15 protein-coding genes are annotated in these 15644 nt (G+C 59.3%); 14 read left to right on the top strand and 1 reads right to left on the bottom strand.

Features of this window, described 5'->3' with window-relative positions; translation table 11 throughout:
• Positions 1-27: 27 nt before the first annotated feature.
• From GTO91_RS11330 to GTO91_RS11360, 7 genes are all read left to right on the top strand, one after another.
• Entirely contained in the window at positions 28-504 is a 477-nt protein-coding gene (locus tag GTO91_RS11330; protein WP_161258827.1) for a chemotaxis protein CheX, read from the top strand.
• A 1-nt stretch (position 505) separates the two neighbouring features.
• Positions 506-964, top strand: coding sequence for a chemotaxis protein CheX (locus GTO91_RS11335; protein WP_161258828.1), 459 nt, complete (start codon positions 506-508; stop codon positions 962-964).
• Between the two features lie 145 nt (positions 965-1109).
• The gene (locus tag GTO91_RS11340; protein ID WP_161258829.1) at positions 1110-1529 is read left to right on the top strand and encodes a chemotaxis protein CheW; all 420 of its coding nucleotides are present in this window, start codon (positions 1110-1112) and stop codon (positions 1527-1529) included.
• Between the two features lie 40 nt (positions 1530-1569).
• Positions 1570-3693 carry a chemotaxis protein CheA gene (locus GTO91_RS11345; protein ID WP_161258830.1) on the top strand — a complete coding sequence of 708 codons (2124 nt, stop codon included), beginning with the start codon at positions 1570-1572 and terminating at the stop codon, positions 3691-3693.
• Positions 3694-3712: 19 nt separating this feature from the next.
• The gene (locus tag GTO91_RS11350; RefSeq protein ID WP_161258831.1) at positions 3713-4051 is read left to right on the top strand and encodes an STAS domain-containing protein; all 339 of its coding nucleotides are present in this window, start codon (positions 3713-3715) and stop codon (positions 4049-4051) included.
• Between the two features lie 104 nt (positions 4052-4155).
• Entirely contained in the window at positions 4156-5748 is a 1593-nt protein-coding gene (locus GTO91_RS11355; protein WP_161258832.1) for a methyl-accepting chemotaxis protein, read from the top strand.
• 257 nt (positions 5749-6005) lie between these two features.
• The gene (locus GTO91_RS11360; protein WP_207709014.1) at positions 6006-6389 is read left to right on the top strand and encodes a DUF192 domain-containing protein; all 384 of its coding nucleotides are present in this window, start codon (positions 6006-6008) and stop codon (positions 6387-6389) included.
• An 18-nt stretch (positions 6390-6407) separates the two neighbouring features.
• Here the strand turns inward: GTO91_RS11360 and GTO91_RS11365 are convergent, their stop codons facing one another.
• Entirely contained in the window at positions 6408-8222 is a 1815-nt protein-coding gene (locus GTO91_RS11365; RefSeq protein WP_161258833.1) for an SMODS domain-containing nucleotidyltransferase, read from the bottom strand.
• A 349-nt stretch (positions 8223-8571) separates the two neighbouring features.
• Between GTO91_RS11365 and groES the strand changes: the two genes are divergently transcribed.
• The 7 genes from groES (at position 8572) to amrS (ending at position 15568) form a co-directional block, all read left to right on the top strand.
• Entirely contained in the window at positions 8572-8856 is a 285-nt protein-coding gene (groES, locus tag GTO91_RS11370; protein ID WP_161258834.1) for a co-chaperone GroES, read from the top strand.
• A 124-nt stretch (positions 8857-8980) separates the two neighbouring features.
• Positions 8981-10618: a chaperonin GroEL gene (gene groL / locus GTO91_RS11375; RefSeq protein WP_161258835.1), complete on the top strand. Its 1638-nt coding sequence runs from the start codon at positions 8981-8983 to the stop codon at positions 10616-10618.
• Between the two features lie 174 nt (positions 10619-10792).
• The gene (locus GTO91_RS11380; protein WP_161258836.1) at positions 10793-11221 is read left to right on the top strand and encodes a hypothetical protein; all 429 of its coding nucleotides are present in this window, start codon (positions 10793-10795) and stop codon (positions 11219-11221) included.
• A gap of 144 nt (positions 11222-11365) precedes the next feature.
• On the top strand, positions 11366-12175 hold the full coding sequence (locus tag GTO91_RS11385) for an N-acetylmuramoyl-L-alanine amidase family protein (RefSeq protein ID WP_161258837.1): 810 nt from the start codon (positions 11366-11368) through the stop codon (positions 12173-12175).
• 192 nt (positions 12176-12367) lie between these two features.
• On the top strand, positions 12368-12829 hold the full coding sequence (locus tag GTO91_RS11390; protein ID WP_161258838.1) for a nitrogen regulation protein NR(II): 462 nt from the start codon (positions 12368-12370) through the stop codon (positions 12827-12829).
• Between the two features lie 295 nt (positions 12830-13124).
• Positions 13125-14537, top strand: coding sequence for an AmmeMemoRadiSam system protein A (gene amrA, locus GTO91_RS11395; protein WP_161258839.1), 1413 nt, complete (start codon positions 13125-13127; stop codon positions 14535-14537).
• A 176-nt stretch (positions 14538-14713) separates the two neighbouring features.
• On the top strand, positions 14714-15568 hold the full coding sequence (gene amrS, locus GTO91_RS11400) for an AmmeMemoRadiSam system radical SAM enzyme (protein WP_235919546.1): 855 nt from the start codon (positions 14714-14716) through the stop codon (positions 15566-15568).
• The last annotated feature ends 76 nt before the right edge of the window (positions 15569-15644 follow it).

Consider the following 15644-nt stretch of genomic DNA (forward strand, 5'->3'; position numbering starts at 1 on the left):
CTGATGAGCCGTAAGGAGGAATCCCCCATGGGCAGGGAATACCTGACCTGTTTGGCCGAAAGCATGACTTCGGTGCTAAAAAAGATGACAGACATCGACAGCGTCTGGCTCGAGGCGGCGCCGGTGCTGCCCTCCATCACCGCCGGGGTCACCGTCGTCTCCCTGCTGGGTTTCGTCGGCGCCCGCAAGGGCCGGGTCGTGATGGAGATGAGCATCGACACGGCCCAGCACCTCGGTCAGGCGCTCAACCAGGAGGACTTGGCCCCTTTTGACAAGATGATCTTTTACGCCCTTTCCGAACTGAGCAACATCTTTTGCGGCGCTGCGGTGACGCGCATCAACAACGGTCCTGAGCGCCCCGGCTTGCGCCTGACGCCGCCCAATATCCTTGTGGGCGAAGGGATGCAGGTCTTCGACGCCCAGGCCGATCTGCAGACGGCTCGCGTCGCCTGGAACGACGGGGAAATCTTCATTCACCTGAGCATGGAAAGGGGGGACCGGTGACATGGAGGCCCAACTGCAAACCTTTGCCCGCGGAACCGCCGATGTTCTGTCCATGATGGGCGTGACGGCCACCCCCCAGGCCAGGTGTGTCCCGCCCGATTCCTTTTTCAGCGTCTACGAACTGGCCATCATCATCGGTCTTGCCCGGGACTTGCGCGGCGCCGTCGTCATCTCCATGGCTGCCGGGACGGCCTTAGCCCTGGCCGGCCAGATGATGGGGGGCATGGTCCTGCCGGAATTGGACGATATGGTCAAAAGCGCCCTCTGCGAGTTCGCCAACATGGCCGCCGGTACGGCGGTGACAGCCTTGGCCCCTGCAGTGACCGCAGACATCACGCCGCCTACGCTGGTGACGGGACAAAAACTGGCCATCATGGCCGGGCAGGATAACGTCTTGTTGACGGAGTTGGAGACATCCCTTGGTATAATGGAAATCCGGCTTGGTCTCGAAGAAATATAAATCAATGATATGAAAAATGTCGATTAGTACTTGCTAGTCTTTGGAATTAGGCGTATGTTTAAACTACGAACAAGATAAACAATCCAGCGTAACGGTCATATCCGCATTAAGGTCAGCGGCAGGTCTCAAGAAAGGGGAGACGTCCATGGAGCCCTTTCAGATCGTCACATTTTCACTGGGAACCGAGGCGTACGGCATTCCGATCGAACAGGTGCAGGAGATCATCCGGCCGTCGCCGGTGACCTTTATCCCCTATGCGCCGCCCCATGTGCTCGGCCTGATCAACCTGCGGGGGAACGTAATCCCGGTAATCGACCTCCGGCGCCGCCTGACACTGGACCCGCAGGGCGATGGGAAGTACAACCGCATTATCGTCGTTCACCTCGATGAAATCGTTGTCGGCTTATGGGTCGACGCCGTTTCGGCGGTGACGGCCGTCCGCGAGGAGATGCTCGCCGACAACCCGGAAGGCCTCAGCGTGGGGGAACAGTTCATCGACAAGGTGGTCAAGACAGAGGAACGGCTGATCGCCTTACTGAACATCCCTGCATTGATTCAGCACTGAAACCACCCCGCAATAATCCAGAACGGAGGGGGTGACAGGATTGAGCAACGAAAATTTCATGGACCAGTATATGGACCTTTTTTATTCGGAGGCGAAGGAGCAACTCGACATCCTGACCCGGGATCTGTTGGCCATCGAATCAGGCAGTTCGAGTCAGGAAATGATTCACGAGATGTTCCGCGCTGCCCACACCTTGAAGGGCTCCAGCGCCATGGCCGGATTCCCGGCGGTGACCGAGATGACCCACAAGGTGGAGGACCTGCTCGGCAAGGTGAGAGAAGGGAAGCATGCTTTAAGCGCCAAGGATATCGACACGGTCTTTCAGGCGCTTGATTACATACAGAACTGCCTCTTCCATCCCGAAGCAGTCGATCCGGCGAAGACAGAGGAACTGGCCCGCAAACTGGCGGAGATCCAGGAGCAGCCTGCGCCAGCCAAAGGATCGGAAGAGAAGGGCGCCAGGGAACGGGCGGCCCAACTGGCCGAACTGCGCAGCCAAGCGACCCACAAGGGCAAAGCGACGGAGATTCACGTCACCTTTACGACCGACTGCTTTATGCGCTCCGTCCGTTTCTTCCTCATCCTGAACAACCTGAAAGAATTCGGCGAAGTGATCGGGTCCGTGCCCGCCTGGCCGGAGATGGAAGCCAACGAAAACGCCTACGAAGAGGCGACCATACTGCTCGATTGGCGTCAGGGAAGCCGCAACGATCTGGAACGGGCCTTGAACGTAGCCGATGTGCGGCGCATCGATATTCACAGCGGAGAAGGCAACGAAAAAGGCGCTGAACTCGGCACTTCGGCGCAGCCGGGCGCCTCCTCGGCGGTCTCCCTGCCGGCTGTTGACACGGTGTCGCCAGGGATGGAGAACCGGTCGGCGGATAACCAAGCGGCAGACCACCGCGGAACAGAGGCGGCGGAAACACCGGCAGCCGACCGGGCCAGCCACAGCGACGCCCACCGGGCGACAGAGTACATCAAAATTGAGGCCAACCGGCTCGACCTGTTGATGAACCTGATCGGCGAGATGCTCATCTCCCAGGCGCGCTTTGCCCGGATCCAGGAGAATTACCTGGAGCGGCACGGCCAGACGCCGTTGGCTGTCGAGATGGCCGAAGAGACGCACCAACTGGCGCGGATCACGACACAACTGCAAGACGGGCTGATGAAGGCGCGCCTCGTCCCCATCGGCGGCGTCTTCAGCCGTTTCCCCCGCATCGTCCGCGATCTGGCCCGCAAGCAGGGGAAAAAAGTCAATCTGATCATGGAAGGCCAGGACACCGAGTTGGACAAAACGGTCGTCGACCTGATCGGCGATCCGATCATGCACCTGATCCGCAACAGCGTCGACCACGGCATCGAACCGCCGGAGGTTCGCCTTCAGGCCGGCAAGCCGGAGGAAGGGACCATCCGGTTGAAAGCCACCCATGAAGGCAGCCGCATCGTCGTCGAGATCCGCGACGACGGGCGCGGCATCGACGAAGGCAAGGTCCTCGCCAAGGGGCGGGCATTGGGGCTGGTTCCCGAGGGACAGACGCCTTCGCGTCAGGAGATCCTCGACCTGATCTTCGCCCCCGGCTTCAGCACCGCCGACAAAGTGACAGACATCTCCGGGCGCGGCGTCGGGATGGACGTGGTGAAACGCGCCATCAGCAGCCTTCACGGCATCATCGACATCCAATCGGAGCCGGGACAGGGAACGGCTTTTCAACTGCAATTGCCCATCACCCTGGCCATCATCCAGGGGTTGACCGTCCGGGTGGAGCAGGAGAGCCTGATCATCCCCCTGGACAACGTGCTCGAAAGCTTCCAACTGCAGAACAACGAGGTGCAGTCGGTCGGTGGGCGGGAGGTTTTTTCGGTGCGGGGGCGGATCGTGCCGCTCTACCGGCTGCAAGACCTGCTGCAGCTCCCGCCCGATCCCGAGAAAGGGCGTCGCAAGTACCGGTCAGTCGTCATGGTAGGCTTGGCCGAACGGCGGATGGGCCTGGAGGTCGACTCTCTGATCGGCAAGAAGGAGATCGTGATCAAGCCCATCAAGGCGCCCTGGCTGAACCTGGAACACTTTGCCGGCGCCACCATCCTGGGTGACGGTCGCGTCAGCCTGATCCTGAATATCGGCGCCATCTTCCGCCGGGGAGCGGGAGATCGGTTGCAGAACTGAGGGGACGAGGTGATCCAATTTGTTGGAGTATGAGATCAAGGAACGGGGCGACGTGTCGGTCATTCGCTTTTATGGCAGTATCGGCGTCGGCGACGCCCACCGGATCAAGGATTCCCTGTCTCAACTTTCACGCGAAAACAAGCGCCTGGTCATCAACCTGGGCGTCAGTTTTGTCACCAGTGAAGCCATCGGCAATCTGATCTTCCTCTACAAGCGCTACCGGGAAAAGGGAGGGCAGGTGGTCCTCTGCAACATCACCCCGTCGGTGCGTCAGGTTCTGGAGATCACCCGCCTCGACAAGTTGCTCCCTATCGTGGAGACGGAAGAAGAAGCCGTGGCAAAGCTTTCCCAGAAGTAACGAGTGCGTCGTAAGGCAATCAGGAGGCAGCGCGAGGAAGCGATGAGGCAAGCGAAAGGAAAGCGTAACGCAAGCGAAGGTAAAGCGAAGGGAAGTGGATGCAAATGCTTTCGCGGATGAAAGTCGGCGCCCGGATACTCCTGGTGATCCTTATTTCGTGCCTGATCACAGCCGCCGTCGGTTTCTACGGCTTGAACAGCCTCGCCCAAGAAAAGGCGAGCCTTGACGGTATGTACAGCAACTCCTTGCTGCCGGTCCGTTACCTGGGAGAGTCTAAGGCCAAGTTGCAACAATACCGCGTGGCCCTCTATAACCACATCATTTCCTCCGACAGACGGGATCTGGACGAATGGGAAGCGAAGACGAAAGAGTACGCCAAGAGCTTTGAACAGGAATTAAAAAAATACGGCGGAACCGAAATCAGCGCTGATGAAAAGCGGATGTTGTCTGACCTTGAATCATCCTGGAGCAGCTACCGTGAGGTGTCGCAGCGGTTACTTCAATCTAGCGCTATGGGAACGGCGGAAGGGAACGCCAGGGCGCTGGAGATCGCCCGCACGGAAGGGCGGACAAAAGCGCTCGATCTGGATGAAAAGTTGGAAAAACTGGTCCAGTTCCAGGTAGAACTCTCTGAAAAAACCAAAAAGGACTCCGATGATATATATGCATCGACGCGAACCACGATGGTGGCCGTCATCGCCGTCGCCTTTTTGCTTTCCCTGGGCGCAGGGGTGGTCCTTTCCCGCAGCATTTCCAAGCCGCTCGGCGAGTTGGAGCAACTGGCCGAGAGGATCGCCCAGGGCGATCTGACGAAAAACGTGGCCGACAAGCAAGGCGGCGACGAGATCTCCTCCCTCTCCCGATCGATCCATCAGATGGTCAACAACCTGCGCAGCTTCGTCAAGCAGGTGCAGGACGGCGCCCAGTCGGTGGCCGCATCGAGCCAGCAGATCTCGGCCTCGTCTCAACAGTTGGCCAGCGGCGCCCAGTCCCAGGCCCAGGAGGCCCAGAGCCTGTCTTCGATGATGAACGACATGTCCGGCGCGGCTACCCAGGTGGCCACATCGGCCCAGAAAGCGGCCATGTCCTCTGAGACGACGACCAACGCCACCATGGAGGGCGGCAAGATCATCGACGAGACCGTCCGGGGCATGGACGCCATCTCGGAAAACGTGATGGTCCTCGGCCAGAACTCGGAAAAGATCGGCGAAATTGTCGAGATGATCGACGATATCGCCGCCCAGACCAACCTGCTCGCCCTCAACGCCGCCATCGAGGCCGCCCGGGCCGGTGACGCCGGCAAAGGCTTCGCCGTCGTGGCCGACGAGGTGCGCAAGCTGGCTGAACGGTCCGGTTCAGCGACCAAGGAGATCGCCAGCCTGATCAAACAGATCCAGGCGGTGACGGGCCGGGCCGTGGAAGCGGCCAAGAGCGGCCGCGAGTTGACCCAGCAGGCCGGCGCATCCTTCCAGCACATCAAGGAGCAGGTCAAGCAGACGGCCACCGAGGTCGGCGAGATCGCCGCAGCGGCGGAAGAACAGGCCGCCACGACGGAACAGGCCTCACGGGCTGTACAGAACGTGGCCGCCATCGCCGAGGAATCGTCAGCCGGCGCCGAAGAGACGGCCAGTGCCATCGAGGCCATGTCCAACCTGGCGACGGAGTTGCAGTCGGCTGCGGCAAGGTATAAGGTGTAAGATAGCATACGTGTACGGCGTTATGGCTTAGCCTGGCATAGCGCCTGAAACGACAGCGCAATCGCAAATAAAACACAGGTTGGTTTTTGAATCGGTTCATGGAAAAAGGTCCGCGAAAGTTGCCCAACCGATCGGTTGGCAACCCTCGCGGACCTTTGTTTTCATTTCGCCATAGCCTGAAGAGAGAGGTTTCTCTATAGGTTCACTATAGGTTCAGAAACGGTTCTCTACAAGCGTTGAGAAGGGCGGGACTTTGATTGTTGACTCCGCTGTACCAGTTGGGAATCGCCGGTCTCGGGTCGACGCCGGTGCTCCTGCCCGTCTGGGTGGACGTCGCCGACAGCTTCTGGCGCCGTTTGCGCGGCCTGCTCGATGAGACAGCCTTGCCGCCGGACCGGGGGCTGCTGCTGACCCCTTGCAACCAGATCCACACGGTGGGCATGGGTTTTGCCATCGATGTTCTCTATCTCGACGGGCAAGGCGTCATCATCGACATCGATGAGGCCTTGCCGCCGGGGAGGTTCGGGCAACGCCGATCGGACGCCCTGTCGACGCTCGAACTGGCGGCCGGAACAGCCCGCCGCCTAGCGCTCCAGCCGGGAATGCGGCTGCTGTTCTTGCCGGCGTACCCGCTCGGCTAAGGTTCTCCGGCTAATGGATCAGGCGCCAAAACCGGGACCCAAGAGCGCCCGCCACTTGTTCTGGACCAGCAGGTACTGTTTCTGCTGCGCCAGGTTGACGGCCTCCGTCGCCAATTGGAGCGAATGGGAAAGCAACCGGCCGAACTGGTTGAAGGTGGCCGGGTTGGTCATCAGATAACCGTCAACAAAGTAGGTGGGATCAGAGGGATCGGCCAGGAAGGGTTTTTTCTGCTGGCTGAAGATCTGGTGGATGTAGCGAAACCAGTTGTAAAGCCCTTCGGGACCCGGTTCGAGGCGGACCTTGCGCAGCAGCAGGTCGGTGAGCATTTCCAAGTGCAAGGTGCGCAGGATGCGGCAGTTCGTGCGCTGCCAGGCACGGAGGATGCGGATCAGGGCGAGGAAGGTCGGTCCGTGCCGCCGGAAAGCCTCTGACATCCACCGCTCCGGCGCCTGGGGGTCGCGGGGGATCCAGGTGTCAGGACCGTTGGGGAGATAGAAAACCTCCTTTTCCTCCTCTACCAGCGACAACACGGGGGAAATGCGGAAACTGTCCTCATGCCCCAGGACGAGGAATGTCTGGTGTTCTTCCACATCGCGGTTCCAACCGACCTTGGACAGGATTTCCCGCATCTGGCCGAGGACCTCCGTCACATTAGGCGTCTTGCCATCGGTAGGGGAAATCTCCACAAGCAGGTCCAGGCTTTTTTTCGGCCGGATCATCGTTCCGCGCATGAACGATCCGCCCGGACGGATCCTCCGCACGGGAAAGTCAGCGCGATCTTTCAGGGCATAGTGCATGTTCTGCAGCATCGTAAAGACCTGATCGACATCCTCGCGACTCAGGTTAATCCGCCGCAGAAACTGACGGAAGGCTTCGTCCGCCACAGGGACCGGTTCCAGATAGGTTTGAACGAGCGGGGAAAGGCCGGCCGTCGCCACCGCGGCTGCCGCTGCCGTTGCCGCTGATCCGACTGGGCCGGCGCCCCCTTGCCGCGCAGCGGTATGGTCGACGGCCGCGGCTGTGACCGCAGCAGAACCGGGGCTGGCGCCGGTGCCCCCGAAGAAGCTCGAAGCGACGGAGGTGGAGCCGATAGAACCCGTCAAGCCGCCCGGACTGACGGAACCGCCGTTGTGACTGCCGCCAGAACTGCCAGCGGAACCTTCGCCCCCCGCTGACGAAGGGGAGACGGACTGAATCGTCGCCGGCTGGGGATTGGCCGGACGGGCGAAGAAACGGGTTGCCTGGGGCGAAGGCGCTTTTTTCTCCTGGACGAAACCCAAATCGATGTGAGAGAGTTCGTAGAGCGGCGTGTACGAGAGGCCTTTAAGTTCCTGGATCCCCAGAAAGCGAAAGATGACCGTGTCGAGGCTCTTGAGGAGCGGCTTCAGGATCTGGAAGGTCGACTCGTCCAGCAGGACCTGATTGGGGGCGCTTTGAGAAGCCAGGCGGGCGGCCATGTCGATGGAAGCCCCCAGGTAATCGGCATCAGGAGTGCGCACCGGCGTCACAAGGCCGAAGGAGAGGCCGATCTTGGTCTGAAAGGGCAGGTTTTCCTTGATGATGGTGTACTTCACATCCAGGGCCGCCAGCAACGCCGGCAGCGGATTCGGGAAGACGGCGTAGATGGCGTCGCCGATATGCTTGACCACCTGGCCCTGGTAAAGGGCGACGGTCTGAGCGCAGAGTTCGTTATGGCGCAGGGAGAGGGCGACGCCTTCCAGCGGCCCCAACTGCTGCTTCAGCCGAGTGGAATCAACAAGGTCGAAAAAGACGCTGCAGAGGGCCACGCTGTCTTGCAGTTGTTTGTATTGAGGAAACAGGCGATCGCTCACTGGAAGCCCTCCGATTAATTAGCCGGCATTCTAATCTCATTCTAGACTGTCGTCGTCGATAATTGGGGAGATCTTCTCCCTTCTTGTGGCTCATCCCTGCTAAAGGGAGGATTTGAGGCGGGAAAAAAACCTGTTTGGTTAAATCCCAAAAAAGAAGGATGAAGGTGTATATTGGCAAAAGGTGTGGGAAATATTTAATTTCGGGAGCTAAATCAGCCAAACGACCGATCGTGGTGTTTGCATCACTTTGGGCGGCTCCCTATTATAGTACTTGGGTGTTAGCACTCGTCCAAGGTGAGTGCTAACAAACGAGACAATTGCAAGCATCTGAAGGAGGGTACCGTTTCGTATGAACATCAAACCTTTGGCTGATCGGGTTGTATTGAAGCCCATCGAAGCGGAAGAAAAAACCGCATTTGGCATCATCGTGCCGGACACCGCCAAAGAAAAACCCCAGCAAGGCGAAGTCGTGGCTGTGGGCATCGGCCGTCTGCTCGACAACGGCGAGCGGGCCGCTCTGGAAGTGACCGTCGGCGACCGGGTCATCTACAGCAAATACTCGGGCACCGAGATCAAGATCGAAGGCAATGAGTACCTGATCCTCAACGAACGCGACATCCTGGCCAAGCTGTAATCGCTTGATCGAATCGAGGCGTTCCCTTACTTATAGGAAACCCAGCGCATGAGACCCGCCCCCGCCCGCGCCGGAGCAAATCCGACCATACAGGCGGGAAGCTGTTAAGGAGGTAGACAACCCCATGGCTAAAATGATCGTCTTCAACGAAGAGGCCCGCCGCGCCCTGGAAAAAGGCGTCAACACCCTGGCGGAAGCCGTTCGTGTCACCCTTGGCCCCAAAGGCCGCAACGTCGTTCTGGAGAAGAAGTTCGGTTCTCCCCTGATCACCAACGACGGCGTCACCATCGCCAAAGAGATCGAACTGGAAAACCCCATTGAAAACATGGGCGCCCAACTGGTCAAAGAAGTCGCCACCAAGACCAACGATGTGGCCGGTGACGGCACCACCACCGCCACCATCCTGGCCCAAGCCATCATCCGCGAAGGCATGAAGAACGTCGCCGCCGGCGCCAACCCCATGGTGCTGAAGCGGGGCATCGAGAGCGCCGTTGAGAAGGCTGTCGCCGAGATCAAGGCCATCTCCAAGCCTGTCGAGAGCAAAGAAGCCATCGCCCAGGTTGCCGCCATCTCCGCCGGCGACGCCACCATCGGCAACCTGATCGCCGAAGCCATGGAGAAAGTCGGCAAAGACGGCGTCATCACCGTCGAAGAGTCCAAAGGCTTCACCACCGACCTAGAAGTCGTCGAAGGCATGAACTTCGACCGCGGCTACATCTCTCCCTACATGATCACCGACCCCGACAAGATGGAGGCCGTCCTCAACGACCCCTTCATCCTGATCACCGATAAGAAGATCTCCTCCATCAAAGAGATCCTGCCCATCCTGGAGCGTGTCGTCCAGAGCGGCAAGCAACTGATGATCATCGCTGAAGACGTAGAAGGCGAAGCCCTGGCCACCCTGGTTGTCAACAAGCTGCGCGGCACCTTCACCTGCGTCGCCGTCAAAGCCCCCGGCTTCGGTGACCGCCGCAAAGCCATGCTGGAAGACATCGCCATCCTCACCGGCGGCCGCGTCGTCTCTGAGGAAGTCGGCATCAAGCTCGACAGCGCCACCATCGACATGCTGGGCCGCGCCCGTCAGGTCCGCATCAACAAAGAAGAGACCATCCTCGTCGACGGCGCCGGCAGCGCCGACGATATCAAGGCCCGCATCGCCCAGATCCGCCGTCAACATGAAGAGTCCACCTCCGAGTTCGACAAGGAAAAACTGCAAGAGCGCCTGGCCAAACTGGCTGGCGGTGTTGCCGTCATCCAAGTCGGCGCCGCGACCGAAACCGAACTCAAAGACAAGAAGCTGCGCATCGAAGACGCCCTGAACGCCACCCGCGCGGCCGTTGAAGAGGGCATCGTCCCTGGCGGCGGCACCGCTCTGGTCAGCATTCAGAAAGCCCTCGACAGCGTGGAAGTTCCCGCCGGCGATCAAGCGACCGGTGTGGCCATCATTCGCCGCTCCCTGGAAGAACCCCTCCGTCAGATCGCTAACAACGCCGGTTACGAAGGCTCCGTCGTTGTCGAGAAGGTCAAGTCCCTGCCCGTCGGCCAAGGCTTCAACGCCGCCACCGAAGTGTATGAAGACATGATCGCCGCCGGCATCGTCGACCCCGCCAAAGTGACCCGTTCGGCCCTGCAAAACGCCGCTTCCATCGCCGCCATGCTGCTGACGACGGAAGCCATCGTGGCCGACAAGCCCGAGAAGAAAGACGGCCCCGCGATGCCCCCCGGCATGGGCGGCATGGGCGGCATGGACATGGGGATGTAAGACCCGCCGCAAGGCCGGGCTTCCCTTCCGCCGTCTCCACCGTGACAGACACGAGGATAGACGCAAGATTGACAGCCAGAAAAGGCGTAACAAAAAGGCTGCCGGCGAAAGTCGGCAGCCTTTTTGGCGTTCTCGGAGTAAAGTTTTCGGGATAATACTGAGCAGGTATATCCGATGAATCGGATGTTTGTTCATGTCCTTCCAAAAACCACTTCCAACGTAGTGGTCGGTTCACAGGAAACAGCCGTCTCCCCATTGTTTCGAACATCCTTTGAGTTAAGGAACAATTCGACGAGCGGCGTGGAATTGAAAGAACTCACATTTGCCTCCGAAGAGGTTGCTCTGGGTAAAATCGCGATTACGAAAGGCGATCAAAAGTATGATCATATCGCCGGGATCACCTTAGCGCCTGCGGAAACGATATCTGTTTCGCTCGACATTGCCCTGAAAGATCAGAGCGATGTTTTCTTCGCTCGACCGCTGCTGCGATACAACATGGCAGGCCAATCATATACGGAATGCGTCACCTTGGGAACGCTGTACGGCTTGCCCTTTAGCGAAGAAAAAATGCAGAAAGTCTATGACCCTCTAATACGCCAATAAAACCCTCTGGGAGAATTGCAAAGAACTTCTGTTTGAAAGGCTTACTGTTCATCGGATTCCATAAAACCCCTATCGCTTTCTTCTATCGAGGGTCTTGCGCCCCCATTTTCTGCATATGTTTTTCGCAGGAAGGGGGGTTGTACCGTGCGTTCGGTGTTCATGATCGTGGGCAAGCATCCCCGGCTGTGGGTGACTGCCGTCCTGGCCCTGTCCGCTGTCCTCATCTACGCAGGCATTGACCGGCTGCTGGAGGATCGGACCGTTCAGTCTCTCTCGGGGATGATCCAGGACAAGGTCGTCGCCATCGATCCCGGCCATGGCGGGGAAGACGGCGGCGCCAAAGGGACGCGGGGAACCCAGGAGAAGGTCGTCAACCTGCAGATCGCCAAAAAAGTGGTCGATCAGTTGAACCAGGCAGGGGGCAAAGCCATCCTCACCCGCGAGACGGAAGACAATCTCAGCGTCGGTCAATGGAGTCAGCGGAGCGAATTGACGAAGCGCGTGGAAAAGGCCCAGGCGGCCAACGCCCTCGTCTATGTATCGATTCATGCCAACAGTTTTCCCGTGTCGCCGTCTTGTTCAGGCGCGCAGGTCTTTTACCAGCCGGGATCGGCGGAAGGGAAGCGCCTGGCCCTGCACATCCAAAAAGAGATGACCCAACGGGTCGGCAACAAGGACAAGCGGCAGGCCAAGGCAGAAGACTACTTCGTCCTGCGCATGACCAAATGCCCGGCGGTGATGGTGGAGACCGGCTTTTTGTCGAACGCGGCCGAAGAGGCGCTGCTCCTCAAAGACGATTACCAGGATAAACTGGCCCAAGGCATCGCCACCGGCATCGCCCGCTATCTGGCCGGTGAACCGGCGGAGGAGCCGAAAGGCGCCACGACCGATGCGCCTGGCGGGTTCATCCCCGAGGTTGATCGCGCCCTGTCGCCGGGGATGTTCGATTCGTGAGAGAGAAGATTATCATAACAAAGAGGCCCTGCGACCGGAATACTCGGGATGCAGGGCCTTTACTGTGTTTCAGAAATACAGACGTCTGGCTTTGTCGAAGAAGGTTTGTTAAAATAATGACAATAACGATGAAGGAATTTGCTGATTAATAGAGAATGATTATCGATATTAATATTGCTTAGGGGGCTTCTTATGGAACACGTGCAAGACTCTCAAGCAGCCATACGCAGGTGCGAAGAGCGGGAAGCCCAACTGAAACGCTTCATTCAGGTGCTTCAAGAAAACGAGAACCGGTATATCACGATTCTAAATTCCCTGCCCATCTTGTTGGTGGTTTTGGACGCCAGCGGGTACATCACCTTCGTCAACCAGGAGTGGGAGCGCCATTCCATTGAAAACGACATTTCCGATCCCTCGCTGGCCGGCGTCGGGATCAACTATCTGAAAGTCTGTCGCTCCGCCATCGACCAGGGGTGTGACGATGTGCGCCCCGCTTATGAAGGCATCCTGTCCGTTCTCGAGGGAAAAGAGAAGGTTTTTTCTCATGAGTACTTATGCAGTTCACCTACTGGATGCGACAGGTTTCAGATGCTTGTCACGCCTGTGCGCGATGAAAAGGGCGGCGTGATCATCATGCATCTGAACCAGCAGTGACCGGGGGACATTGCGACGATTCAGCCGCAACCCTGATAAAAGCCTGCCAGTCCCGAAGAGGGAAAGGCAGGTTTTTTGTATCCTCTTGGCCGTGCGGCTTGTCTGCCAGTGCGGCTTTTGTCGGCAGAGTGACGTCGCTCAACAGAAGGGCCGCTCATTCCTGCCGGCGGCGGATCATCTTCCGTATAAAGGCGCGGCAAGAGAAAACACTACCATTGGATTGGACTTGCGGTACAATAGAAATGGTAAATAGGAATGGAAAGAAATGCCCTTTTCGAGCTAGGGAGGTGTTCCCATGACTGTCGTCTTTGGCGGGGTGGCGCCCCATCCGCCGATCATCGTGCCGGCCGTGGGCGGTCGCAACCTGCCCCGCGTCCAGAAGACCGTCGATGCCATGCGGGCGTGGGCGAAGGAGTGCCTGGAGCAGGACCCGGAAACGGTGATCATCATCAGCCCCCATGGCCCCGTCTTTCAAGACGCCATCGCCGTCACGGCTTTTCCGCGTCTGAAGGGTGACTTGGCCCGGTTCAACGCCCCAGAGGTGAAGGCCGATGTGGAGAACGACCTGCCCCTGGTGTCGTCCATCATCGCCCAGGCCAAGCGCCGCGGCGTCAGCGTCGCCGCGATGGACGAAAGCCTGGCGAAACGGTTTTCCATTGAACAGGAACTCGATCACGGCACCATGGTGCCGCTATATTTCCTCATGGAGGCCGGCTTTGGCGGCAAGGTCGTTCCCATCGCCATGGCCATGCTATCCAGGGAAGAACTCTTTCGCTTCGGCATCGCCCTGCGCGAGGCCATGAGCGAGTCGCCCCGCCGCGTCGCCCTGATCGCGTCGAGCGACCTGTCCCACCGCCTGACCGAGGATGCGCCGGCAGGCTATCACCCGCAGGCCCATGAGTTTGACAAGGCCATCGAGCGGGCCTTCGGCGTCTGGGAATTGGACGACCTGCTGAATATAGAGGAGAGTCTCTGCGAAAAAGCGGGAGAATGCGGCTACCGGTCATTGCTGATGATGGCCGGCGCTTTTGACCGGCCGGGAACGAAGAGCCGCGTCTACAGCTATGAAGGCCCCTTCGGCGTCGGATACCTCGTCGGTTCGGTCACCAGCGGGGAAGAGGCAGGCCACGCGCCGGCGATGGGGGAAGCGCGCCTCTCCCGCTACATCCAAGGGCGGCGCGCGCAGATTGAAAAGTCCCGCGCCGGTGAATCGGTCTACGTCCGTTTCGCCCGCCAGACCCTGGAGGCCCATGTCTGCAAAGAGCCGCTGCCGCCGATCCCGGCCGAACTGGCCGACGCCGACCCCGCCGGCGTCTTTGTCTCCATCAAAATGCAGGGCCAGTTGCGCGGCTGCATCGGCACCATCTCGCCGACGCAAGAGAGCCTGGGCGAGGAGATCCGCCACAATGCCATCAGCGCCGGGACAAACGACCCGCGCTTTTTCCCCGTCGAGGAGGACGAACTGGATGAACTGGTCTACTCCGTCGACGTGCTCATGCCAGAAGAGCCTGTCGCGTCGATGAATGACCTCGATCCCCAGCGCTATGGCGTCATCGTCCGCTCCGGCCGCCAACAGGGGCTGCTGCTGCCCATGCTCGACGGCGTCGACACGGTGGAGGAGCAGGTGGGCATCGCCCGGCAGAAAGCCGGCATCCCAGCAGAAAAAGACGTTGCGTTATCCCGTTTTGAGGTTGTGAGGCACCGGTGACGACGTAAGCGGACAGCCCTGTGCTGACCGCTTACTGCAAAAAAAGAGGCAGGACCGGCGCGACTCCTGTGGCCGGTCATTTTTTTGCCGAAAAAGTTGCATCTTTTTGTTGAAAAGGGTATGTATAAGGAGAGCGTCTCCCTTCGACGGCTGTTCATAAGGAGGGAACCGAATTGTTGCGGGAAGCCATGTACTATGAAGCCGACCCGCCCAAGGTCCACTGTGTTCTCTGTCCCTGGCGCTGCCACATCCCCGAGGGGAAGGTGGGCGTCTGCCGCGTGCGGATGAACGAACAGGGGACCCTGTACAGCCTCAACTACGGCAAAGTGACCGGCATCAGTCTCGATCCCATCGAAAAAAAGCCGCTGCGCTGCTTTCACCCCGGGAGCATGATCCTCTCGTTAGGCACGTTGGGCTGCAACTTTGACTGCGGCTTCTGCCAGAACTACCACATCGCCCAGCGGGACGCCGATTCCCGGGAGATCACCCCCGACGAGGCCGTCGCCCTGGCCGAAGAGACGAAGGCCCACGGCAACATCGGCATCGCCTACACCTACTCGGAACCGAGCGTCTGGTTTGAATACATCTATGACACAGCCCCCAAGATCCGGGCGGCGGGGCTGAAAAACGTCCTCGTCACCAACGGCTACATTGAGGAGGCGCCGTTGAAGGCGCTGCTGCCCTACATCGACGCCGTCAACCTGGACATCAAGGGCTTTACGGAAGACTACTACAGCGGCATCTGCAAGGGACGTCTCGAACCGGTGCTGCGTTCGGCGCGGCTGTACAAAGCCGCCTGCCACCTGGAAATCACCACCCTCGTCGTGCCGGGCAAAAACGACAGCGATGAGGAGCTTACCGGCCTCTTCGACTGGGTGGCCGGCGAACTGGGCCGGGACACGCCATTGCACCTGAGCCGCTACTACCCCATGTATCGCTTCACCGAGCGCCCCACCCCCCGAGAGACGATGGAGCGGGCGGCGGAACTGGCCCGTAAGCGGCTCGATACGGTGTTTCTCGGGAACATCTAAGATTTAGGCAAGCGCTGAGCGAACTGGTTACAATTAAACTTCTACTGAGATTGGGAAAAAAGCGCAAAACGCGCGC

The organism is Heliomicrobium undosum (assembly GCF_009877425.1).
In the GTDB taxonomy this organism is placed as follows: domain Bacteria; phylum Bacillota; class Desulfitobacteriia; order Heliobacteriales; family Heliobacteriaceae; genus Heliomicrobium; species Heliomicrobium undosum.